At 54.1% G+C, this 20,491-nt stretch carries 27 protein-coding genes and 1 riboswitch; of the genes, 11 read left to right on the forward strand and 16 right to left on the reverse strand.

Features of this window, described 5'->3' with window-relative positions; translation table 11 throughout:
• The first annotated feature begins 74 nt into the window (after positions 1-74).
• Positions 75-2,183, forward strand: coding sequence for an SIR2 family protein (locus QOY30_RS16635; RefSeq protein WP_283745741.1), 2,109 nt, complete (start codon positions 75-77; stop codon positions 2,181-2,183).
• Between the two features lie 106 nt (positions 2,184-2,289).
• Here the strand turns inward: QOY30_RS16635 and QOY30_RS16640 are convergent, their stop codons facing one another.
• Both QOY30_RS16640 and QOY30_RS18050 read right to left on the reverse strand, forming a co-directional pair.
• Positions 2,290-2,589: a HigA family addiction module antitoxin gene (locus tag QOY30_RS16640; RefSeq protein ID WP_283745742.1), complete on the reverse strand. Its 300-nt coding sequence runs from the start codon at positions 2,587-2,589 to the stop codon at positions 2,290-2,292.
• 10 nt (positions 2,590-2,599) lie between these two features.
• The gene (locus tag QOY30_RS18050) at positions 2,600-2,746 is read right to left on the reverse strand and encodes a type II toxin-antitoxin system RelE/ParE family toxin (protein ID WP_349496695.1); all 147 of its coding nucleotides are present in this window, start codon (positions 2,744-2,746) and stop codon (positions 2,600-2,602) included.
• On the opposite strand from QOY30_RS18050, the gene QOY30_RS18055 reads away from it, so the two are divergent.
• A complete protein-coding gene (locus QOY30_RS18055) occupies positions 2,745-3,044 on the forward strand; it encodes a hypothetical protein (RefSeq protein WP_349496696.1) in 300 nt (99 codons plus the stop codon). The genes QOY30_RS18050 and QOY30_RS18055 overlap by 2 nt on opposite strands.
• Here the strand turns inward: QOY30_RS18055 and QOY30_RS16650 are convergent.
• Entirely contained in the window at positions 3,041-4,168 is a 1,128-nt protein-coding gene (locus tag QOY30_RS16650; protein ID WP_283745743.1) for a hypothetical protein, read from the reverse strand. The genes QOY30_RS18055 and QOY30_RS16650 overlap by 4 nt on opposite strands.
• Before the next feature lie 703 nt (positions 4,169-4,871).
• On the opposite strand from QOY30_RS16650, the gene QOY30_RS16655 reads away from it, so the two are divergent.
• The 3 genes from QOY30_RS16655 to QOY30_RS16665 are packed head-to-tail and all read left to right on the forward strand — an operon-like array spanning position 4,872 to position 5,950.
• Positions 4,872-5,135, forward strand: coding sequence for a type II toxin-antitoxin system RelE/ParE family toxin (locus QOY30_RS16655; protein WP_283745744.1), 264 nt, complete (start codon positions 4,872-4,874; stop codon positions 5,133-5,135).
• 56 nt (positions 5,136-5,191) lie between these two features.
• Complete coding sequence (locus tag QOY30_RS16660) at positions 5,192-5,524, forward strand: addiction module antidote protein (protein ID WP_283745745.1); 333 nt, start codon at positions 5,192-5,194, stop codon at positions 5,522-5,524.
• Between the two features lie 24 nt (positions 5,525-5,548).
• Positions 5,549-5,950 (forward strand): helix-turn-helix domain-containing protein, encoded by a 402-nt coding sequence (locus QOY30_RS16665; RefSeq protein WP_283745746.1) that lies wholly within the window; start codon positions 5,549-5,551, stop codon positions 5,948-5,950.
• A gap of 46 nt (positions 5,951-5,996) precedes the next feature.
• Here QOY30_RS16665 and QOY30_RS16670 read toward each other — a convergent pair whose 3' ends face one another.
• Together QOY30_RS16670 and QOY30_RS16675 are read right to left on the reverse strand one after the other, a co-directional pair.
• Positions 5,997-6,653 (reverse strand): DUF6629 family protein, encoded by a 657-nt coding sequence (locus tag QOY30_RS16670; RefSeq protein ID WP_283745747.1) that lies wholly within the window; start codon positions 6,651-6,653, stop codon positions 5,997-5,999.
• A 56-nt stretch (positions 6,654-6,709) separates the two neighbouring features.
• On the reverse strand, positions 6,710-7,342 hold the full coding sequence (locus QOY30_RS16675; protein ID WP_283745748.1) for a lytic transglycosylase domain-containing protein: 633 nt from the start codon (positions 7,340-7,342) through the stop codon (positions 6,710-6,712).
• A gap of 505 nt (positions 7,343-7,847) precedes the next feature.
• Here QOY30_RS16675 and QOY30_RS16680 point away from each other — a divergent pair.
• From QOY30_RS16680 to QOY30_RS16690, 3 genes are all read left to right on the forward strand, one after another.
• The gene (locus tag QOY30_RS16680) at positions 7,848-7,997 is read left to right on the forward strand and encodes a hypothetical protein (RefSeq protein WP_283745749.1); all 150 of its coding nucleotides are present in this window, start codon (positions 7,848-7,850) and stop codon (positions 7,995-7,997) included.
• Positions 7,998-8,064: 67 nt separating this feature from the next.
• A complete protein-coding gene (locus QOY30_RS16685) occupies positions 8,065-8,433 on the forward strand; it encodes a TusE/DsrC/DsvC family sulfur relay protein (protein WP_283745750.1) in 369 nt (122 codons plus the stop codon).
• A gap of 58 nt (positions 8,434-8,491) precedes the next feature.
• Entirely contained in the window at positions 8,492-8,722 is a 231-nt protein-coding gene (locus tag QOY30_RS16690; protein ID WP_283745751.1) for a hypothetical protein, read from the forward strand.
• Positions 8,723-8,786: 64 nt separating this feature from the next.
• On the opposite strand, the gene QOY30_RS16695 is transcribed toward QOY30_RS16690, so the two are convergent.
• The 3 genes from QOY30_RS16695 to QOY30_RS16705 form a co-directional block, all read right to left on the reverse strand.
• Positions 8,787-9,527 carry a UPF0149 family protein gene (locus QOY30_RS16695; RefSeq protein ID WP_283745752.1) on the reverse strand — a complete coding sequence of 247 codons (741 nt, stop codon included), beginning with the start codon at positions 9,525-9,527 and terminating at the stop codon, positions 8,787-8,789.
• A 69-nt stretch (positions 9,528-9,596) separates the two neighbouring features.
• Complete coding sequence (locus QOY30_RS16700; RefSeq protein WP_283745753.1) at positions 9,597-10,472, reverse strand: alpha/beta fold hydrolase; 876 nt, start codon at positions 10,470-10,472, stop codon at positions 9,597-9,599.
• A gap of 47 nt (positions 10,473-10,519) precedes the next feature.
• The gene (locus tag QOY30_RS16705) at positions 10,520-10,759 is read right to left on the reverse strand and encodes a hypothetical protein (protein WP_283745754.1); all 240 of its coding nucleotides are present in this window, start codon (positions 10,757-10,759) and stop codon (positions 10,520-10,522) included.
• A gap of 63 nt (positions 10,760-10,822) precedes the next feature.
• On the opposite strand from QOY30_RS16705, the gene QOY30_RS16710 reads away from it, so the two are divergent.
• Both QOY30_RS16710 and QOY30_RS16715 read left to right on the forward strand, forming a co-directional pair.
• The gene (locus QOY30_RS16710; RefSeq protein ID WP_283745755.1) at positions 10,823-11,227 is read left to right on the forward strand and encodes a hypothetical protein; all 405 of its coding nucleotides are present in this window, start codon (positions 10,823-10,825) and stop codon (positions 11,225-11,227) included.
• A gap of 286 nt (positions 11,228-11,513) precedes the next feature.
• A complete protein-coding gene (locus tag QOY30_RS16715) occupies positions 11,514-12,278 on the forward strand; it encodes a hypothetical protein (protein WP_283745756.1) in 765 nt (254 codons plus the stop codon).
• A gap of 114 nt (positions 12,279-12,392) precedes the next feature.
• Here the strand turns inward: QOY30_RS16715 and QOY30_RS16720 are convergent, their stop codons facing one another.
• Complete coding sequence (locus tag QOY30_RS16720; protein WP_283745757.1) at positions 12,393-13,694, reverse strand: cation:proton antiporter; 1,302 nt, start codon at positions 13,692-13,694, stop codon at positions 12,393-12,395.
• A 98-nt stretch (positions 13,695-13,792) separates the two neighbouring features.
• Positions 13,793-14,257 carry a hypothetical protein gene (locus tag QOY30_RS16725; RefSeq protein ID WP_283745758.1) on the reverse strand — a complete coding sequence of 155 codons (465 nt, stop codon included), beginning with the start codon at positions 14,255-14,257 and terminating at the stop codon, positions 13,793-13,795.
• Positions 14,258-14,450: 193 nt separating this feature from the next.
• Here QOY30_RS16725 and QOY30_RS16730 point away from each other — a divergent pair, with 193 nt between their 5' ends.
• Positions 14,451-15,929 carry a coniferyl aldehyde dehydrogenase gene (locus tag QOY30_RS16730; RefSeq protein ID WP_283745759.1) on the forward strand — a complete coding sequence of 493 codons (1,479 nt, stop codon included), beginning with the start codon at positions 14,451-14,453 and terminating at the stop codon, positions 15,927-15,929.
• 51 nt (positions 15,930-15,980) lie between these two features.
• On the opposite strand, the gene QOY30_RS16735 is transcribed toward QOY30_RS16730, so the two are convergent.
• The 6 genes from QOY30_RS16735 to QOY30_RS16760 all read right to left on the reverse strand — a co-directional run bounded on the left by QOY30_RS16735 (position 15,981) and on the right by QOY30_RS16760 (position 20,072).
• On the reverse strand, positions 15,981-16,457 hold the full coding sequence (locus QOY30_RS16735; RefSeq protein WP_283746079.1) for a YbhB/YbcL family Raf kinase inhibitor-like protein: 477 nt from the start codon (positions 16,455-16,457) through the stop codon (positions 15,981-15,983).
• Between the two features lie 61 nt (positions 16,458-16,518).
• Positions 16,519-17,085, reverse strand: coding sequence for a hydrolase (locus QOY30_RS16740; protein WP_283745760.1), 567 nt, complete (start codon positions 17,083-17,085; stop codon positions 16,519-16,521).
• Between the two features lie 61 nt (positions 17,086-17,146).
• A complete protein-coding gene (locus tag QOY30_RS16745; RefSeq protein WP_283745761.1) occupies positions 17,147-17,722 on the reverse strand; it encodes a hypothetical protein in 576 nt (191 codons plus the stop codon).
• An 88-nt stretch (positions 17,723-17,810) separates the two neighbouring features.
• On the reverse strand, positions 17,811-18,533 hold the full coding sequence (locus QOY30_RS16750; RefSeq protein WP_283745762.1) for a thiopurine S-methyltransferase: 723 nt from the start codon (positions 18,531-18,533) through the stop codon (positions 17,811-17,813).
• Between the two features lie 475 nt (positions 18,534-19,008).
• Positions 19,009-19,089: riboswitch (cyclic di-GMP riboswitch) on the reverse strand.
• 4 nt (positions 19,090-19,093) lie between these two features.
• Entirely contained in the window at positions 19,094-19,312 is a 219-nt protein-coding gene (locus tag QOY30_RS16755) for a hypothetical protein (protein WP_283745763.1), read from the reverse strand.
• Positions 19,313-19,538: 226 nt separating this feature from the next.
• Positions 19,539-20,072 carry a GlcG/HbpS family heme-binding protein gene (locus QOY30_RS16760; RefSeq protein WP_283745764.1) on the reverse strand — a complete coding sequence of 178 codons (534 nt, stop codon included), beginning with the start codon at positions 20,070-20,072 and terminating at the stop codon, positions 19,539-19,541.
• Positions 20,073-20,491: the final 419 nt, after the last annotated feature.

The raw sequence follows: 20,491 nt of genomic DNA on the forward strand, positions 1-20,491 counted from the left end.
GCATCCAATAAATATTGCTGAAGGTCGAAACAAGGCACATTGCATTGTTATGAGTTAATAAGCTAGGAGCCAATTTGTTCAGCGATAATCAAGAAACTGCCGAGGCACTCAACTCTCTTATAGCTGCAGTACAAAATCCAACTCGCCCCCTCATAATATGGATTGGTGCTGGTGCTAGTGCTTGGGCAGGCTATCCACTATGGCAAGATCTAGCTGCCAAGATGCATTCGACATATTCACGGGAGGAACACAGTTATAACAAGATCACTTCTGCTCTATTGCTTAAAGAAGGCAAATTTCCCGAGTTTTTTGAGCAAATGCGACTTGCCAACCAGCCACGTTACTTCACCATGTTGTCGGATCAGTTTCGGCCTAAAACTAGCAATGGTATATACCTCCGATTAATAAGAGCACTGCGCAATCTCCCAAACGTAAGCTTAGTAACAACTAATGTTGATGAGGCTCTGGAGCATAATATGCCAGAACTTTTAACGGTCCAGCGTTCTGATCTCGAACGTCTGCCGCAGTTAATGCATGAGCGCTCACCATTTGTGTGCAAACTTCATGGTTCTTGCAGTTCAGTTGAAACTATGATTTTCTCTGAAAGGGATTACGAAACTATTCAAAACAATAATGACTATTTGAACGCAATTCGTACAATTTTTGAAAATTCAAGTGTGTTGTTTCTTGGATACGGTTTGCGTGACGATTATGTACTCAGTAGTCTTCTGAAAAGTTCAGCTGCCCGCCCGTTATTTGGTACCGGACCTCATTTCGTCGTGACATCTGAAAAACTGTTTGGCCTGCCCGAATCGGTTCGACGCATACTTTACGTTCCCGAAGTTGCGGATCATCGAGATGCACTTCAAGTGTTGGAGATGATAGCTGACACTCTCCCTAATCAAAATTCTTTGGCCGCATACAAGGATAGTGAAGTAACTTCTGTTCGCAAGAGTCTCTATTTTATTGCCGACCTTTTACCACCGGGTAAGTGGGATACTTCCCATACAATGATTATTCAAACCTCTACTGGAGCTTCTCATCAGATGATTGTTGGAGAAGGCTATGTTGATGGAGAGGTCGTGCTTAATAATTACTCCGCTCTCCATGATATTGTCGTTGGTTTAATTTGTTTCGATATAGTTTGTATATCAATAGACCATTTAGCTCGTGTACACGAACTACTAGGCTCTGATGCTTTCTGGATTTTTGTCACTAGCGGCTCACTTCGCTTAGTAATTCCGCCAGCCGCACCAGCAATCATTTTTTCCGACGAGGCATCGCAGGTTGGCTCACTGGGCGCAATCAGCCTTGGCTCAAACGCCAGTTCGTTAGGTGAATTTACGACGATAGGTATATCTGAACGTATCCGCAGACAACTCTTACCAGTGATAGGCAAGGAAAATGAAGCCAATCAACTCTTTCAACTCCTTGAGTCAACTGTCCTAGATGCATCTGATGCAAAGCTGACAGATTCTCTAACGCCGAAAATTCGTAGTGCGCTAATGAACCCTTCTATCCGCCGCATGCTTGGTATGAGCCTCGGTACGCCAAGGAATTCTGTACCCCGGTGGTTGTCATTTCCGACTCTTAGACTCGCGGGAGTAATAAGTAATGGCATCATCTGTCAGCACATTCAAGCTAGTTCAACCCGGATGATTTTTGGCAGCGAAAAACTGGCTAGTGTCGCTTTTTCTGCCGCTGCAAGTTCAGAATGGGCTGATAGCGCAGCTAGCTATGTTTTGACTGGAAAATACGATTCAGATGTTGGTGAAATCATTATTCAAGAGCCCAGTTTACTCTTAGAAATATTGAAGTTTCGTGAGTCAGCCGTAGGGGAAAATTTTCGTCGAGAAATTGCACAACGCCTTGCTGCTGATGATGGTGGTCAAATTGTTACCGCGATTAATGCAGGGCTTCATCAAGCTCTTCCTTCATCTGTACTCCAGCGGGCGCGTGACCAATTGTCAGGTCTCTTTATTCCTCGCAATTCAGGCTCCGTATTGATTCCTTCTATTTGGGGTGATCTCCGCAATTCTGACCAACGTATTGCAGGCTGGCGAAAGCGGAGCCGTGCAATGTTGGAAGCGGAAGTAAGACGGCTAAATCTGAAGGCATACGACGAATGTCCATGTGGATCTGGAGAGAAGTTGAAGTTTTGTTGCCAAGCTGCCTTGGCTTGAACCAAAGGTGCCGGCGACGGAAATAAACGGGCCAGGCTCGAGTTTTTTCCAGCGACCAAAACCCTCGGGCTTTTCATCGAAATAATCGGTGACAGTGCTCAAATTCCTACGCAGCCATCTTCTCAACTTCTTTTTCAATCTTGTCTTTTAGTTCTGCTTCGGCAATCTTCAAGTCATAACTCATTTGCAGGTTAAGCCACGATTGCGCATCGGTACCAAAATAGCGTGCCAGTCGAAGTGCGGTATCCGGCGTAACCGAGCGTCGCTCTTTCACGATCTCATGCAGGCGGGTGGCAGGCACGCGCAATGCCTGAGACAGTGCATGCACGCTCATTCCCATCGGCACGAGGTATTCCTCGCGCAGTACTTCTCCAGGATGTACCGGGCGCATTTTGTTCTTAGCCATGTTGACCTCCTTAGTGGTAATCGTCGATCTCGACATCGAAGACGTCGCCGTTCTTGAACGTGAAGCAAATACGCCATTGGTCGTTGACGCGGATACTCCATTGTCCTTTGCGGTTCCCCTGCAAGGCTTCCAGACGATTACCCGGCGGCGCGCGCATGAAATCCAGCGTGGCGGCTGCGTCCAGTTGTGCCAGCTTGCTCGGCTACCGTCTGGATGGCGCGGAAGCGTCGAGGGCTTCCACCCTCGAACAATGCTTGTGTTTCCTTGCAGGAAAACAACTTGATCATAACGCGCACAGTATTACGCTGCGCGTAATATGTCAACCAGTTAAATGGGCCAGTAAAGCCAAAGAGCTCGATTTGATTTTTCGGGAAACCATATTGAGCCTAGCCCCTTTAATTCTTCTCAAGGTCTGGCAACGCCAACCGCCCCATCACTTGGACTCAGTGAACTAGTCGCCGCCACGGCTGATGTAGTGCTGCTTTGTCTTTCCAATCAGCAGACCTCCATCCGACTCCACATTGGTTTGCGCAGTTTCGCCGCTACCAAACAGCATGCCCGCCACATGGGCATCACGCACTTCTGCGATATGGGAAAAAAGCAGTTCCACGCGTTGGTCTTTGTAGTGTTGGTAGGTGTCGTTCTGGTAGGAATTGCCCAGTGGCAGTTGCCAGAGAAAGAATGGCTTGCCCACGGCCGTCGAAACATCTTTCGTCCATTGCAAGAAGGCGGTCATCTTGGTGACATCCCAGTCATGCCCCGGCTGCCCTTGCACGAGGAGGTACCAATCGGCGTCGCGGTCGGTGGAGTCTGCCACCAGAAAGTCGCCCTGATCAGCGCCCATGGCGAGCATGAAGCTGGCCCACGACGCGGCATCACCCGCATTGGTATAGGTCCAGGGTGAGAAATGCAAGCCCACCTTGGCGTTGGGCGCATAGACGCGCACCATGTGGATCATGCACTTGGCATAGCCGGCGGCATCGTCGGTGAACCCCGTGCCGCAGTCGGTCGGGTTGCTTAGCGTCACCTTGGCGGGAATTGCGCTGGGTAGGCCCGTTGTCGCTGCGGCTCTGGCTTTCAGGTATCCGAACAGGTCGGGCTCGATGTGCAGCATGACTTGTTCGTTGCCAATTGTCTGCAACAGGAAACGCCAATCGTCGAAATAGGTGGTCAAAAACGTCTGGTCGTTCAGCGCAGCCGTTTCTCCGGTGGGAGATGGCCCTTCGCTCAGCCCGGAAGCGGGCAACACCATGTAATAGGTGAAATATGGAATTTGCGGACGAGACACGGAGTTCCAGGTGCGTGCCTTGGCCGTGGCAATAAAGCGCGTCGCGAACAAACCGCGTTGCGGGACATTCTCCTGCCAGGCTCCCCACCAGGAGCATGATGACACGGGCACCGTGCCATTCAAGCACCCTGCGTGGTCGTAGGTACTGAAGCTGCCTGAATTGAGATATTGGTACTGCATGTCGAAAGGTGCCGAGTCGCCAGAAGTGCTGCTCCCCGAGAAACCCACCATCACCTTGGTATGCCCCATGAAAGGCGTACTCAGCGTTGAGTTGGCTGGTGTTGTGCTCACACTGAAATCCATAACCGGACTGCTACTTACCGGCGACCCAACGCTCCCTCCCCCGCAAGCGGACAAAATCAATCCCAACAGCAAGTAGCCAATACGCATGCATTCTCCCGAACTCAATGAAGGGCACCCCTAATAATCCAAATTTTAGTTACGACATAACCTAAAGATTAGTCTTCACTGAAACTGCGTTTTGTCGCAATACTACGTTGCTCACAAAAAATTGCTCCTTACATATAGCGCCATCGACACGTTACTGCAAAGCAGCCGTTTGCGGGAGATGACGCCAGCGGTCATTCCCGCACCAGACGGCTCCGCCGCACCGTGTCATGACCGCATATGCCGCGTCGCAATTTTTTGCTCGCGCCTTGTCTTGCTTATAACCAGCCACTTGCCTGCTTGCTGGCTTAGTGGATTGGCTAGTAGTTCCATCAGAACTTTGAATTATTAGAGGCGCCCTGAAAAAATCGACCGCCAACGTCGGCTGGTACACGAAGGATAGCAAAGCAAAGGAATATAGCCAAAGGAGTCGGGTTCGGATTGTTTTCAGGAACCTAATCCGTCGGGCTTTCTAGCACGCCCTCTGTTCACATTTGATCCGTACCGACAAATCAATAATCAAGGAGACTACATTGATCTCCATCCATCGAGGCCGTCACCCATAAGCCTGCTTGATTGTCAGTAGCTTATAAGCTACATTATGCCCATGATCGAAGTCTTCCGATACCAGACTGAAGATGGCACAGAGCCAATAACCGCTTGGTTGCAGTCGCTACGAGACAAGCAAGCGCAGGCCAAGATTCGCGTCCGCCTCAAACGACTGGAGGCCGGCAATTTTGGAGACTGTGATCCGGTAGGTGATGGCGTGCTGGAATTGCGCGAGCACCTTGGTGCAGGGTATCGGGTGTACTTCGGTCGGCATGGCCAGACAGTCGTCATCTTACTGTGCGGTGGCACCAAGAAATCGTAAACGGCAGATATCAAGACCGCCAAGGAATATTGGCAAGATTGGAAGCGGAGGCAAACATGAGCAAGAAAATTAAAGCTGCGGTATCACACCACGAACGCGAAGTAGCCGAGCTGCGCGCAGATCACAAACTGGCTGTCGAATATCTCAAAGCCGCCATGGAATCTCTCGATGATCCCGATGATCGCGCAGCCGGTCTACTTGCACTGCGCACCGTTGCCGAGGCATATGGCGGATTAGGTGCGGTTGCCGCAGAGGCCGGTATCAGTCGCGAATCGCTGTATCGCACTCTCTCGGCCAATGGTAACCCGACGCTAAAAACGCTGCTCGCCGTGCTGAAGGCGGTAGGCATGAAACTTTCGGTGGAGCCGGACCAACACGTAGCCGCGTAAGTAATACGGCCGGGTAGGTTTGAAATGAACGCACGAGCTAAAACAGCAATACAGCATTGGGGCTTCGTTGCACCGCTGTTGCAACCTGCGCGCAATGCAAAGGAGTATGCACTGTTGGTAGAGGCGCTGGACGCGGCGATCGATGCGGGCGGCGCGGATGAAAAGCATCCGCTCGCGCGTCTGGTTGAATACCTCGGCGATCTGGTTGCCGAATACGAGGCCAAAGACAAGGTGCCGGCCGCCGCAACCGGTGCGGATGCGCTACGTTACCTGATGCAGCGCGATGGTTTGCGTCAGGTCGATCTACCCGAACTGGGTAGCCAGGGTATGGTGTCCGAGTTGCTCTCTGGTCGGCGCGGGTTTAATGCTCGTCAGGTGAAAGCTTTGGCTGAGCGATTTGGTGTTTCGGCAGCTTTGTTTTTGTAATTCAGAACGATTGGGGCCAAAGGGGCAGCCCCCTTGTAATCGGCAATTATGCGATGAGCGACTGCATGAATGACCTCTGCACATGCCTGAACTGAAAATGCAGATAGATCACTACGCTGAGTATCGCGGCAAAAAAACACCACACAGAAAAAAACGCGACGTAGTAGAACCAGAACGCCACCACAAACAGGACAAAAGCCAGCACACCAAAAAGAACGACGATACGCTGGCTGGAAAAGAGCGCGCTCACACAGGTGGCAGCGATATACAAAGCCAGGACGGGCGGGATATGAAAATGCGGGAATACGTAAACGATATGTTCGCGGATCTCTGAGGTGATCGGATAGTGAACGATGAAATAGAGTAGGTAGGCGGCGACCGCAACGCCTGTCAGTTGAAATCCCCGGATCACTTTTTTGCGCCACGGAACTGTTTCCATGTGTCCGATGGAGAACGGGACAAATACGGGCCACAGGACGTGCGAGAACAATACGAACGCATACGTCATGACAACGTTGAGGAACTTTCCTTCAAACTGAAATGACAACCATAGCAGGCCCTCGATGAATTGCTGCAATCCGAACAAGAGCGGAATCATCGCAAAGAACAATTCCTCCCTGCGCTTTGTCAATCTCAGGGTAGCCACGCCGATAAGGGACAGAACGGCTCCCGCTGTAAAACTTGCCGCAGCACAAAAACACATTGAGGTCTTCCGTGGGAATAATTAAACGACAGGGTTAAAACGATACTCTTGGGTACTCAGCCCTTTACCAGATACCTTCGATAATATTCCATCACTCGCGGCACATAGTCTGTTGTTTCCGGATAAGGCGGGATCTGGTTGCCATATTTCGCAACCGATGCCTCGCCAGCATTGTAAGCGGCGAGTGCCAGATTTCTGTCATTGTGGTACTTCTTCAGCAGGTAGCGCAGGTATCTTGCGCCACCGCGCACGTTTTGCATCGGGTCAAGCGGATCGACAACGCCATAACGCTTGGCGGTCTCCGGCATCAATTGCATCAGTCCTATTGCTCCAGCCCTGGAAATCGCCGCGGGCCGGTAGCGCGACTCAACCGAAATCACCGCATGCAGCAGCGCGCTCTCCACACCATAGATCCGAGCAATTCTGTTGACCATCCGTTCATAAATTATTTTGTCCGCGATGCTGTATAGCGGTTTACCTGTGTATGCTTCGGGGACCACGACGATTTGGTTGGCCGCTTCCAGAATTACTACGGAGTGGTCACTGTCGATTTGAATATTGCGTAAATTGACTGCGCCTGCACCAGTGGTTGAAATCGATTCCTCTGCCCACACCGGTTGCATGCAAAGAACGCTTACCGCAATGAAGGTGACTGCCGACAATAGTGGTACGCGTTCCAATGCTTTCATGGCTGGCTCCTATGAATAAATGAACAAAGCAATACAGAGTCATGTAATAAAGGAGCAGGATCGAGTTTTTTCAGCAACCAGATCCGTCAGTCTCTTTGTGCGCACGCCGGCATGATATTTTCAATTATGCAAACTGGCCTCTTGGTGATCGCGGCCCCGGTCATGCGTTTCAGAAAAGCTGTGCCGCGATTATGTGCTTGCAAGCCAAAGCTTCTGTGCTGCAGCGCACATTGCCTTGCGAAATCCCGCTGTTGAGTTGAAAACCGTTTTGATTCAGCCCACCACCCCTCATCCCCAACCCTTCTCCCGCCTGCGGGAGAAGGGAGTAAATTCAAGTAGCTGAATAGATTGACCATTGGCGGATATGGCCTGCTGCCAAAGCTGATATTTACAGGAGAGCCATAGTTGACAGCGTCAGTCGGCTATATGACAATGATTTCCCGATACGGCGCCCGCCGTCCCGTCCGACGACGGAATGCCCCTCGAGATTTAACGAGGAGTAATCATGAAGAATCCCAATGTTCCCCAACCGTTTTCCAGTGAATCCGCCGCCGCCTGTTTTCGGGCTGCGAAGGCAATGGCATTTACGATGGCGTTGGCCGATCCCGAATTGATCGCCTGGAAAGATCGCGCCACTTCGCATGCCGCTGGATGAATGAACCAGCAAACTCACCTGAGTTTCGATGGATCGTTTTCTGCAAGATCAATAGAAGGAGATCACCATGCTCGATATCAATCACGCTCTTAATGAACAGGCGAATGGCCGCTTTGATCCTGAAGGTCATATGTACGACCTTGAACATTGGTCTCCGCTCATCGCAAAACAACTGGCGCTTGACGAGGGGATCGGGGAGCTCACCGAGGCGCATTGGCACGTAATCCATGCGCTGCGAAACCTGTATCGCGAGCAGGGACGTCCGAAAAATACGCGCATCGTAATGCAAATGCTGGCGCAGGATTTTGCGGATGAAGGCGGGCGTCGCTATCTTTACGAGCTGTTCCCGAAAGGGCCCGTCAGCCAGGGGTCACGTTTGGCGGGCGTGCCCGTTCCTCCCAATGCGAGCGATCCCTCGTTCGGCTGGGCCGGCTGAGGATGCCACGCAATTTTGTTTTGCTGTCGCAGCTTCTCATCAACGCAAGGAGAAAATCATGAACACTGCAGATATGTTGATCTATGTACATCCCAAGCTGGATGCGCAAGACAGGATGGCCTTGGAAAGAATTGTGGAGGGGAGTCTAGGGGTCGATTGCGCGCAATTCGATTCTCATACGCATCACCATGCAATGATGGTCAAATATGATCCTGACGCAATCCAGGGCATGCAGATATTGAATATGGTACGCATTACCGATCCGGCGGCGGCGATAGTGGGGCTTTAGTTTCAGAAAAACATCGTTCGCCAATTGGACGCGCGAACTAGCTCCGGCTAAACCTCCTCAGGCTTCAACCTGATTGAGTTGCCCCGCAGCACTTCTTGTACTTTCTGCCGCTGCCGCAAGGGCAAGGTGTATTGCGGCTTATTTTTGGATTTTCATTTTCAGGGGTTTTGCCACTGGCGCTGTCTGCTGCACGACGTTGCGGTGCCCAGAATTTGTATATCCAGCCGACGCTCGCCGGGATCTGTTTTGAAAGCTCTTCGCGCTGAGCCGGTGTTTTTACCAGTTCCTCTTCTGCCTCGGTGACTTCCGCTGCACCCAGCAGGTAGATTGGCCGCAATGCCACTGGGCCGTGACTGGATTCGAATAAGGCTTTCCAGCTGTCGCGCTGCATATCGATGCCGATCATGTAGCCGTGTGCCCACATTTCACCGTCCATGTATTCGTGCTCGTCGCCTTCATAGACTTGCATGTCGAACACGGGCTCGAAATGTTCCGGCTCCTGGTGCAGGCTCCAGCCGATTGCATTCAAGTGGCGCGTCATCAGGCCAGTGATTCTTTCTGCCTGCGCCCCGGAAGCAAATGTCGGCGCATCTGCTGCTGTGGGGCCCCATACGCGCGGGATCCATTCGCCTGGCGTTGGCATTGCCGGGCCGGAAATGAGGGCAGTTAGAAATCCATCCAGGCAATCCAGCAGCATGACTTCATTTGTCGTGGCGTCGGACATCAGGAAGCTGTCGAGCTCGTCCATTTCTTTTTCGGAGAGCGCGAGCGTTACTTCAGTTTCGCTTGTTTCTTGTTTGGACATAATTGTTATTACTTCCTTTTCTGAACGATTGTGGACGCGCTGATTTATTCAGCACTTCCCTTTACCAGGCTAGTCTCTATGCAGGAATGCTTCCAGTGCTGATGCGACCTGCTCGGGCTGGTCGTGCTGAACATTGTGGCCCGCATCGGTGATGGTGACAACCTGCACGTTTGTGAAACTTCCGATTCGGTCGCGATATTCATCCGGGTCGTTGCCCAGGCGATCGTACACATAGCCTTTATCTGCCACCAACATCAGAACGGGCGCCTCGATCTTGCGCCAGGTCGCCTTGGAATCCTCGATCCGGTAAGGGATCGGCGACGGGATCCTGTGCCAGGGATCGCAGGCCATCTCGACCTGGCCGTCAGGGCGCATGCGGCTTACCACGTGGGACAGGAAGGTCGCTTTCTTGATATCCAGGCGGGGATTGGCCAGCATCAGGCGCCGTGCCAATGCTGCATGATCCGCGTAGATCCGCGGTGTCGGCTGCTCCCGAATGGCGTTGATCCACTTTGCCATCGCGGCCGGTGCGTCGATATCCGCTTCCAGCTTCATGCCGATGAAATCGAGCATCGCGAGCTGTGCGACTCGCTCGGGGCGCACTCCCGCATACATGCTGGCGATGTTGGCACCCATGCTGTGGCCGACGATGCGCACCGGCTTGTCGCCCGAGTAGTGTTCCTGCAGGCAATCGAGGTCTGCATAGTAATCATGGAACCAGTAAGGTCTCGCCAGCCATTGCGATGCACCGTAGCCGCGCCAGTCCGGCGCGATGATGTGCCACGATTGTTTGAGCGCATCCACGACAAACTGGAACGTGGGCGAAGAGTCCATCCAGCCGTGCAAAAAGAATACGGTCGGCGCGTCGGGCGAGCCCCAATGCCGGACGCAATAACTCAAGCCGCGCACGTTGATGGTTTCGGTTCTGGACTGGGTGTAGGGCATGATGGCTGGATGTGGATAAGCGACGTGGTGAGCTAAAGGAACATCGCTTACATTTTCGCATTGATAGATACCCAGTGCGAGTAATAAGGTGTGCCGAGCTTGCGCTCGGCTACCGTCCGGATGGCGCAAAAGCGTCGGGGACTTGCCCCCTCGAACAATGCTTGTGTTTCCTTGCAGGAAAACGGGGTCGATTTGATACCGCCGCATTCAACTCGGATGTTCTGCCTGAGTCCAAGGAAAACATTGACGTTGACCGGAGTACTGCGGTTACGGATACTCCGATTCATGAAATTAAATTCCCCTTCCTTATGACGAGCTTCTGGACATGGCTCTCCATCGTCGGGCTGTCGATGACCCCCAACCTGATACTGGGGCCATCGGCGGCGCTCGGCGTGGGCATCGCGGCGCACTGCAACCCGTGGATACTCCTGACGGTGGTTGCCGTGGCGGGTTACTTCGAAGGGCTTGTCGTCGCCTGGCTCGCCGGCGAGAGCACGCACATCGGTTTCATCGGCCGGTGGGTTGCGCGGATGCGCACGCCGAGGAGCACGGCGTTGGCCGACAGGTGGGGAGTCTGGGGCGGTCTCACTATAGGCTGCGCCGTGGTCGGTCAGGAGCCCATCCTGGTGGCGCTGCGCTGGCTGGGCGTCGACATGCGCAGGATATGGCTGCCGCTGGCGGTCAGCAACGCGGTCTTCGCGGTCATCTACTACGCAGTTATCTGGTTCGGCCTCGACCAGATGGCACACCTCTGACTCCGCCCTGCATGATCAATAGCACGGACCAGCATCAAATTATTTCCGGCAGCCGCCCCGTCAATTTTCAGGGTTCCGCTTCCGGATATTCGACTCCCTCGCAAGCCAAAAAGCACGGCCATCTTCGGGGGGTTTTCCTGCCGCGACAATCCGGTGCAGCCTATGAGGTTCAGCTTCGATCCCAACGGGAAATGCATGGAAGGGAACCTTGTGGACATTCCGGCATCAGAGTTCCGGCAAATTGCGCCATTAAGAAAATCAACCAGATCAAAATGCAGGAACTAATGTGGATATAACATTCGCCGGACTTGGACTTCACGTAATCATTGCCGCTTTTTTCGCCATACACGCCGTTCGCAACGGGCAACCGATCTATTGGCTGCTCGTCTTGTTCCTGTTTCCGCTGATGGGAAGCGTGGTTTATTTCTTTGCGATTTTCTTGCCGGGCTTTCGTCTCGATCACCGGGCCAGGCGCGCCGTCACCGCGGCGGCGAAAGTACTCAATCCCCAGGGTGAAATGCGGGACGCCCAGGCCGCTTTTGAAGAGTTGCCGACGGCGCAAAACCAGATACGCCTGGCGGAGGCCCAGTTCGAATTGGGTTTGTATGAAGCGGCAGCAAAGAACTATGAAACCTGCCTTAAGGGACCATTTTCGACTTCACTGGAAATCAGATTCGGCGCGGCCCGCGCCTTCGTGGAGTGCAGCCGCTTTGAAGAGGCGATCGTGCATCTTGAGGCAATTCAGGGTATCGATCAGGCATTCCGGCGTGAGGCCGTTTCGCTGCTGCTCGCCCGCTCTTATGCCGGAGTGGGGCGGACTACCGAGGCGCGTTCCAATTTCGAGTCGGCAGTGGATCGCCATGGAAGTTTTGAAGCTCGCGCCCAGTATGCCATTTGGGCCCTATCCATAGGTGACACCGCCACAGCAGCAAGGCTACAGGCCGAGATTGATCAGATTACGAAACGATGGAGTCCGCAAGCACGCGAATTCAATGCGACTACCCTGCGGCGATTAAGTCTGGCGCTTGGATCGTCTGGAAAACGCCCATAAATGAACCGTTGGGATAGCATCGAATCATTCTCGGCAACATGCCCTTCCTTTTTCACAATAGCCAAAGGATCAGCTTCGCTTTTCATTGCAGTATGTAATCCATGCTGTGGATCTTTATTTGCCGCGCCGCCAGAAAAGTCCCATTAACGGTTTGACGCTGGTGCCGTGCAGAAGGATGGAGAGCGTGACGACGATCAGTGTCATTTGTATCAATTGCAGCGACAGCGCTTCCGGCAAGCCGTTCTCTATCGCATACATCAGGTAGTAGAGGGAACCGATCCCGCGCACGCCGAACCAGCCCGTCATGCCGCGTATGCGCCAGCTCGTGTTCGTGCCCAGCAGGCCGACGATGACACTGACCGGACGTGCAATCACGAACAGGAACAGCGCCAACCACACCGCTTCCCAGGTCCACGAGTTCAGATACAGCGATCCGCCGATCAATAGCACCAGCATCACTTCGGATAGTCTTTCCAGATGTTCTTTGAATACCAGAGATCCTTCGCTGACGGTTTCCGGCGGTTCCAGTTCGGCTTGCGCCTTTCCGGCAGCGCGTGCGGATTGCTGGGTTTTGCTGCTGTCAAAGGCTACCTGGGCTGTTTTGGCCAGTTTCAATTCGGTCTGGCGCAGTGCGACGGCGGCAAAGAATACCGCGAGGAATCCCCAGCCGTTAACCAGCGTCGTCAGCCCGTATACGACGCCGATCAGACCGAGGCCAAGGAAGTCGTCCATCAGTTCGTGTTTGTGCGGCTTGCTGCGCAGTTTCCAGCCCAGACGCGCGAGCGCCACACCCGCGACAACGCCGATGGCGATGCCCGACAGGGTAGCCCATAGCACATCCAGCAATAGCCAGTTGATTCCGTAATCGCCGATTTCATGCAAGCCCAGCATTCCCATCCCCAGCATCACAAACGGGAACGCGCTGCCGTCGTTCATGCCGGCCTCGCAGGTGATGGTGAAGCGCAATTGGTCATGGTCTCCGGGATGGCGGATCTGCACATCGGTTGCCAGCACCGGATCGGTCGGCGCGACGATCGCGCCCAGCAGTACGCCCGCTCCCAATGGCAGATTCAGCGCATAGTAGGCAAAAGCAGCGACCGCCGCGACCGTGATGGTCATGGATACCGTCGCCAGCATGATAGGCGCACGCCAGCGGGCAAAGGTGAACGGTACCGGCATTTTGACGCCGGCAGAAAACAGGGAGATCAATACCGCGACTTCGGTCAGCACTTCCAGCAGCGCCGATTCCTTGAGAGGGTTGAAATGAAACAGATTGAGCGCGGTCGGCCCGACCAGCACGCCCACTGCCAGGTAGATGATGGCGGAGGTAACCACCGAACGTTTCAGGATGGAAGCGGTGAGGCCCATGAACAGCAATAGTCCGCCTACGAACATGAACCATTGTGAGTCAGTCATCAGTTCGTTCCGGATACATAAGTGACAGCATTGATTAAACGCAAATCGGCCAAGCCGCAGGTCGGCCTGGCCAGAGCCCGATTACCTACCGACCCCCTTTAGTGATCGCGGCCACGGCCTTCGTCATTGCCTCTTCCCCTGCCGCGTTGGTCGTTTCCCTGGTTGCCACGGCCTTCATCACGGCCATCATCTCGGCGTTCATTGCGGCCGCCGTCATGGCGATTGCCATGCCGTTCCTGGTAACGCGGAACGTATTCACGGTTGTACCAGTTGTCCTGTACAAAAAAGACGCGCTCGCCGCAGGCGTTGTATTCACCGCAGTGCCTGCTCCAATGTCTGGCATGGTTGGGAGGCACGTGCAGATAGATCGGCGGGCGCATCGGTCCCCGCTCGATGATCACCGGCTGGGCAAACATCACTTGTGGCTGAGGAAAGTCGCCGATGTCGATCCGGCCATAGAAGTTGGGCTGGCCAACGCTGACGGAAACGCCAACGTCGGCGGCGGCGACCGGGATGTTGATGGTAAAAACGGCTATTGCCGCAGCAATCAGAATACGTTTCACGTTGAATCTCCTTAATGTGTTTCAGGAAAGTTAAACAGTGTGCCTGGAATTCCCCGCCTGCACGAGGTATTCAGCATGGCTACGCCGCGATTATGCACCTGCGTCCCAAAGCTTCTGTGTTACAGCGCACGTTCAAGGTGAAATGAGACTGCATTTACTGCGACCGCAAGCATTGCTGTCATGTCAGAATAGCATGGCTCATCCAGCTTCCGATTGCAGAAGAAAGATCGCCATGACGCCACCCGTCTCCGCAACCGCATCGTCCCAAGCCGCTCTGGCGCGGATGGAATCCATCTTCGCGCAGCAAAAGGCGGCTTATGCCCGATCCCCGATGCCAACCCTGGACGAACGCCGACGGCATCTTTCGACGCTCAAGAGCTTGCTGCTGGAACACCGGTACTCCATTGCCGAAGCGATCAGCGCCGATTTCACGTCGCATTCCGTCGATGAATCGCTGATCGCCGAGATCATGCCTGCCGTGCATCACATCGACTATTCGCTGAAGCACCTGCGCCGCTGGATGCAGCCGGGCAGCCGCAGCGTGGGCCTTCATTTCCTGCCCGCCGCCGCCCGCGTGTTCTACCAGCCGCTGGGCGTGGTCGGCATCATCTCGCCGTTCAACTATCCCGTAAATCTTTCCATGGTGCCGCTGGTGACTGCACTTGCGGCAGGCAACCGGGTGATGATCAAGATGTCGGAGCTAACGCCGAGGACTGCCGCGCTGATCGAAGAGATGCTGCGCAAGGGCTTTGCAGAAGACCACATTGCAGTGGTGACCGGCGAGGCGGATTTCGGTGCCGCGTTCGCGAAGCTTCCGTTCGACCATCTGCTGTTCACCGGCTCCACACCGATCGGCAAGCTGGTGATGCGCGCGGCGGCGGAGAACCTGACCCCGGTCACGCTGGAACTGGGCGGCAAATCGCCGGCCATCATCGCCGACGACATTCCGCTGGAAAACATCATGGACCGCCTGTGCTTCGCCAAATCGCTGAATGGCGGGCAGACCTGCGTGGCACCCGATTACGTGATGGTCCCGCGCGGCAAACTCGAATCTTTCATCCGTCTTTACAAGGCCACGTTCAACAGGATGTACCCCACGATCAACGGCAATGCGGATTACACCAGCGTGGTGAATGCGCGCGCCCATGAGTTGCTGCAGCATTGGCTGAAGGACGCCGCAGCGAAGGGCGCGCGCATAGAAAAGGTGAGCGACGAGGCCGTCAACGACGGTACCTTCCGCATGCCCCTGCATCTGGTAACGCAGGTGACGGACGAGATGACGATCATGCAGAAGGAATTGTTCGGGCCGATATTGCCGGTCTTGCCCTATGACAGCATGCAAGAGGCGCTGGACTATGTGAACCGGCATCCGCGTCCGTTGGCACTGTATCTGTTCACGCATGACCGGGCGTTGCAGGACCATGTGACGACACACACCCATTCCGGCTCGATGTGCATCAATGAAGCGCTGATCCAGGTCGGCGTCGACGACCTGCCTTTCGGCGGCATCGGCCATTCCGGGATGGGCCAGTACCACGGCCATGAGGGCTTCCTGACTCTGTCAAAAGCGAAGGCAATCATGAGCAAGGGCCGACTAAACTCGATGAAGTTCATGTACCCGCCCTACGGCGGGATCATCCAGAGGTGGTTGCTAAAGTGGCTGCTGCGCTGACTGGCAATAATTCAGCACCCAGGTTTTCGATTTCCTCTGCGTGCATCGACGTCAATGCGGCCGCTGGTAGAGGCCGACCAGTTCGGTGTGGCTGATGATGTGGCCCTGCATCGCAGCTTCCAGTGCGGCCTTGGTGGGCGACTTCAAATCCGGCAGCACGGTATCGAGCGCAAACAGTTTGTGGAAGTAGCGGTGATTCCCTATCGGTGGACACGGGCCACCGTAGCCGGTCTGCTGCCAGTCGTTCTTGCCCTGCAGGGTACCCGGCGGGAGCGCGGCGGCGGCGATGCCTTCGGGCAAGCCGTGCGTGTGCGTCGGAATGTTGTACAACACCCAGTGCACCCAGGTCCGCTTGGGCGCTTTGGGATCGGGCGCGTCCGGGTCGTCGACAATCAGAACCAGGCTCTTTGCGCTGGCCGGCACGCCACCCCAGATCAGCGGCGGTGAGATGTTGTCCCCGTCGCAGGTATGGCGCGCGGGAATCGCGCCGTTGTGCTGGAAAGATGTTGATGTGATGATGAATGGCATCATGGTCTCCTTGTCTTTGAACAAACCGGCCTGCCCAATCTGGCGGATATCGCCGTCACCCTCATTTGACCAGTTTCGAGAGCTTCCTGAACGACTCGGTGCCGGCGATCTTCAACAACTGAAACACGACGGCCTCGGTGCAGGTGGGCACGGCCCCGGCCAGCATCATGGCTTCGATCGCGGTCTGCTTGTTGTCGCTGCTGCGGCTCATCACTGCATCCTTGACGAGATGGACTTTGAATCCGTCATCCAGCAGATTGATGACGGTCTGCAGTACGCACACATGTGTCTCCATGCCGGTGACAATGATCTGTGTCCTGCCGCTTTGTTTCAGTTGTTCGATGAACGCGCCGTTGCCGCAGCAACTGAAAGTCATCTTTTCATGACAGGACGCAGCAGGTGCTCTGCTCTTCAGTTCAGCCAATGTCGGCCCCAGCCCTTTGACATACTGTTCGGTGAAGATCACCGGGACTGCCAGTTCGTTCGCGCTTTCCAGCAGGATGCCGGTGTTTTTGGCCAATTGCTGCAGCGCATTTTGATCCATGGCTGCGCAGAGTTTTTCCTGCACATCGATAACGACCAGCACCGCCCTTGCGGGATCCAGCAGGAATTTGTTCTGGATAGACATGATTTCTCCATTCACTAACGAAGCCCCGGGGAAGTGTGACTGATCCCCGGCGTCTTTTGTACTAGTTGTTCGGCGCGAACTGCATCGAACAGGACAGAACGCCCGCAACAAACAGATTATTGTTTTGTCCCAAATAAGCACCGGGCGTCAGTTTGAAACACACCAGGGTCGCGATCACCCTGCGGACTTTTTCCTGAGTCATCAGTTCCCAGGCGGCGTCGAACTCATCCGGTTTGAAGACCAACTCAAGATCCAGGCTGCTCTGGTTTGGCAACTCGGTGACGTATACCCGACCAATTTCTCCGCTGTTGGTCCCTTTTTGAGCCGCGATATAACCTGCAGATCCGGAGGCAATATTGACCCTGGAAGTGTCGACCGCCATGTGCGTCTTCAGGTAGGCAAAGAGCTTGTCTTCGAATTCGCTGTCGGATACAGCCTGGGTATCGTGCTTGCTCGCGGTGGCCAGGAACTCAAAATCAGCACTCGGCTTGTTTTCGGTCAGCAGTCGTACTGAAGCGATCTTCTCGCACGAAAGTTTCAGTGCCCTGGCTGAATTCTGACTCGATGTATCCTCGGATTTTCCCATGCTGTTGACCAGGAAAGAATCGAGTTCGAGTTCAAGCGAGACTTCAATCATTTGGGCAGTAGCCGATTTTGATCGGCATTCTCAGTAAGGTCGAAGATGGGGCAGCGGAACTTCCATATGACGCAGCAGCCCGCCTGCGTTAATTATTGCACACGGAGGATGTACAGGGATCGGCTTCGTGTTGTTCATGGCAACCTTGTTTTGGGATGAGCCGGTATACCTTGTGCTCGGAACATCTTGCGATCCCCTCGCCGCGATCCGGGTCAGATTCTAAAATGCTTTCAACGTGAGCCAGCTCAATTTCGAAGGCTTCCGAATATAACGCAGTGATCTCCGCGGATGCACCCAGTGTCACTTCCCGCGTCTCGCTTTCATCTGCATCCTCTACGGTTAACAGGAACACTTTGCAGGCTGCCGGAAGGATCAATTTGAGGTGGGCGACATAGAGCCTGCGTATGTCTTCCGGCAGTGCAGTGAGCGCTGCCCGATCATAGACGACATCGATACACCCCAGATCAGCCCGGCTTACCGAAAAGTAGTCGCCACAGAGGATGCTGATCCTGCCGGATTGCCACAGGGTGAATTGCCCGACTTTCCGCCTGTTCGGCTGCATGTGATTCTCGCGGAAGAATGCGCGCACTGCGACAGGACTCAGCTCCAGGCCGATCACTTCATACCCCTGCTGCGCCAGCCAGATCATGTCCAGACTCTTGCCGCACAACGGAACGAACACCCTGCTGCCTTGAGCAAGATCGAGGCCGCGCCAGAAGCGGGTGAGAAGCCGGTTGACTTCTTGCTGATGAAAGTCGGTTTTTTGGTCACGCCAGCATTGCTGCCAGAGTGCGTTGTCGCGGCTGCTCATGGTTGTGCACGTTTCGTTGAAGGCCGGGCAAGCCGGAAAGGCACTCGCGAGAGCCGCGCGGGGATGTTGCGGTAGCGCGGTTCTCAAAGAATAGCACGGTTGTTTCGGCGTTTTAGTGCGGGATAGGTTAAATGATACTCATTGCCCGCGTGATCTCACCCGAAACCCGGGGCATCTAATGCGTCTTGTTTTTCATTGAATACAATTCACAGACCGATGAATTATGGCCGGGCATATCTTTCAAATGGGGAACGCATACAACGATACCATGCCCGCCTTTTTTTCTGAACGTGTGGACACAATTGTCACAGGTTGGGTGGGCGGGCAGTCTGTTTTTGAAGTGCAATTTCTTGTTCATATTGACTTCTTCCATCAACAACAGCGTAGGGCAACCAACGCACTTGAACTGGTGCTGGGAGGTCACTCGTTTGCTTCGGCTGTCAGAGGAAGAGAGAGGCACAGGAATGAATACCCATGCCGCAGTCCCGCTACCATAGTTTCCCTTAGGCCGGAGACTTTGCGCCCGTACTTTTCAGTACGTTTGCCAAGTACTGTGCATATTACCCTGATTCAGGCAGCGTGAAAAACTGCAACAGTTCACAAAAATCCGACGTCATTTTCCAAATCCAGTCAGCAGCACATGACAGTATGGAGGGCTGCCCTAACTTGCTTGACGCAAGTGCCGCCTTAAATCCTGCTTGCTTATCTATGATCTCCGCGGTCACCGCCCCGCTCACCGCCTCTGTCACCATCATGATCGCCTCCCCGATCACCATCATGACGCCACCCTTCACCCGGAAAATAGCAACCGGATAGCAATGTAGTCAGTATGCAAAGAATGGCCACCGAAAACTTGAATTGCCTTTTCATAGCGAAGTTCCTTTCGGCTCAAATGGTCTACCGTTCCGATCACGGTTCAACGGCTGCAAGGTTATAAGTCCCGGAAATATTCCTCTGTACGGTACAACACCCTGCAGCTTCCTTTTTCAACGGGGCGGGACGCGCTTACTTGAACATTGCCGCGCCAACCTTGCAGACCACCTCGTCCTGCGAACCGGTTCCGCCCGAGCAGCCGATCGCTCCGATGAGCTTCCCGTCCTCGACCAGCGGAATACCGCCGCGCGAGCCGATGGCACCATCCAGCGTTGCAACGTAGGGCATGTTGTTCACCTGGATCGCGTTCTCGAACACTTTCGTTTCGCGGCGAAAGGTCGCTGAGGCCCGTGCCTTGTGCTCAGAGATCTGGATCGATGCCAGCTGGGCTCCATCCATGCGCTGAAAAGCCACCAGATTGGCTCCGGAGTCGACCACCGCGACATTCATTTTCCATCCGCGCTTTTTCGCTTCTGCAACGACTGCGGCAATGGCTGCTGTTGCGCGTTCCAGGGAAATGGGAGTGCCATACGGAATATCGAAATTCATTTTTTCGGGAACGTTATCGAGAGGATTTGCCGGTTTGGCATCCTCGGCGAAACTATCGACAGACACAAGCAATGCCGGGCAAAGAACAATGGCAGCCAAAATTGATTTCAACGTCATGATGTCGCTCTCCTGTTAGAAATATCGATGGTGAACTTGTTAGGAATGGTCCGGTTCTGCGTTTGGAAGTCTCGACTCGCACCCTTCCCGACCAAACGAAGATTCGACCGCGGAAAAACCAGCTGCATACAGCAACCGTTTCTCATTCTGACAGAATGTGCAAAATTAAAAACACCATTTCAATCAGGGTGTTCCTGAATTTCCGATGCTCGCTCTTGATCATTCTGGGGAGAAAGAGATAGACGGAGATTTTTTGCCGGATAGGCATTGAGCGCGCTCTCCAATCAACTTTCCCTGACCCGGACTGCTCGCCGATGGTCCTTCGGAAAATCTCGATCATCTGTTACCTATTGATGGGAAAGAATTGTTTTGGAAAGCACCGATTGAATCCGTAGCTCGTGGTGGCTGCCCGACAAGTT

This window comes from Sideroxydans sp. CL21, assembly GCF_902459525.1.
GTDB lineage: Bacteria > Pseudomonadota > Gammaproteobacteria > Burkholderiales > Gallionellaceae > Sideroxyarcus.

Excerpts from the sequence above, each read along its gene's own strand:
- QOY30_RS16640 (WP_283745742.1), bottom strand. The coding sequence starts at position 2,589 with ATGGCTAAGAACAAAATGCGCCCGGTACATCCTGGAGAAGTACTGCGC.
- QOY30_RS18055 (WP_349496696.1), top strand. The coding sequence starts at position 2,745 with ATGAAATCCAGCGTGGCGGCTGCGTCCAGTTGTGCCAGCTTGCTCGGC.
- QOY30_RS18050 (WP_349496695.1), bottom strand. The coding sequence starts at position 2,746 with ATGCGCGCGCCGCCGGGTAATCGTCTGGAAGCCTTGCAGGGGAACCGC.
- QOY30_RS16655 (WP_283745744.1), top strand. The coding sequence starts at position 4,872 with ATGATCGAAGTCTTCCGATACCAGACTGAAGATGGCACAGAGCCAATA.
- QOY30_RS16660 (WP_283745745.1), top strand. The coding sequence starts at position 5,192 with ATGAGCAAGAAAATTAAAGCTGCGGTATCACACCACGAACGCGAAGTA.
- QOY30_RS16665 (WP_283745746.1), top strand. The coding sequence starts at position 5,549 with ATGAACGCACGAGCTAAAACAGCAATACAGCATTGGGGCTTCGTTGCA.
- QOY30_RS16670 (WP_283745747.1), bottom strand. The coding sequence starts at position 6,653 with ATGTGTTTTTGTGCTGCGGCAAGTTTTACAGCGGGAGCCGTTCTGTCC.
- QOY30_RS16675 (WP_283745748.1), bottom strand. The coding sequence starts at position 7,342 with ATGAAAGCATTGGAACGCGTACCACTATTGTCGGCAGTCACCTTCATT.
- QOY30_RS16680 (WP_283745749.1), top strand. The coding sequence starts at position 7,848 with ATGAAGAATCCCAATGTTCCCCAACCGTTTTCCAGTGAATCCGCCGCC.
- QOY30_RS16685 (WP_283745750.1), top strand. The coding sequence starts at position 8,065 with ATGCTCGATATCAATCACGCTCTTAATGAACAGGCGAATGGCCGCTTT.
- QOY30_RS16690 (WP_283745751.1), top strand. The coding sequence starts at position 8,492 with ATGAACACTGCAGATATGTTGATCTATGTACATCCCAAGCTGGATGCG.
- QOY30_RS16695 (WP_283745752.1), bottom strand. The coding sequence starts at position 9,527 with ATGTCCAAACAAGAAACAAGCGAAACTGAAGTAACGCTCGCGCTCTCC.
- QOY30_RS16700 (WP_283745753.1), bottom strand. The coding sequence starts at position 10,472 with ATGCCCTACACCCAGTCCAGAACCGAAACCATCAACGTGCGCGGCTTG.
- QOY30_RS16705 (WP_283745754.1), bottom strand. The coding sequence starts at position 10,759 with ATGAATCGGAGTATCCGTAACCGCAGTACTCCGGTCAACGTCAATGTT.
- QOY30_RS16710 (WP_283745755.1), top strand. The coding sequence starts at position 10,823 with ATGACCCCCAACCTGATACTGGGGCCATCGGCGGCGCTCGGCGTGGGC.
- QOY30_RS16720 (WP_283745757.1), bottom strand. The coding sequence starts at position 13,694 with ATGACTGACTCACAATGGTTCATGTTCGTAGGCGGACTATTGCTGTTC.
- QOY30_RS16730 (WP_283745759.1), top strand. The coding sequence starts at position 14,451 with ATGGCTCATCCAGCTTCCGATTGCAGAAGAAAGATCGCCATGACGCCA.
- QOY30_RS16735 (WP_283746079.1), bottom strand. The coding sequence starts at position 16,457 with ATGCCATTCATCATCACATCAACATCTTTCCAGCACAACGGCGCGATT.
- QOY30_RS16740 (WP_283745760.1), bottom strand. The coding sequence starts at position 17,085 with ATGTCTATCCAGAACAAATTCCTGCTGGATCCCGCAAGGGCGGTGCTG.
- QOY30_RS16745 (WP_283745761.1), bottom strand. The coding sequence starts at position 17,722 with ATGATTGAAGTCTCGCTTGAACTCGAACTCGATTCTTTCCTGGTCAAC.
- QOY30_RS16750 (WP_283745762.1), bottom strand. The coding sequence starts at position 18,533 with ATGAGCAGCCGCGACAACGCACTCTGGCAGCAATGCTGGCGTGACCAA.
- QOY30_RS16755 (WP_283745763.1), bottom strand. The coding sequence starts at position 19,312 with ATGATGGTGATCGGGGAGGCGATCATGATGGTGACAGAGGCGGTGAGC.
- QOY30_RS16760 (WP_283745764.1), bottom strand. The coding sequence starts at position 20,072 with ATGACGTTGAAATCAATTTTGGCTGCCATTGTTCTTTGCCCGGCATTG.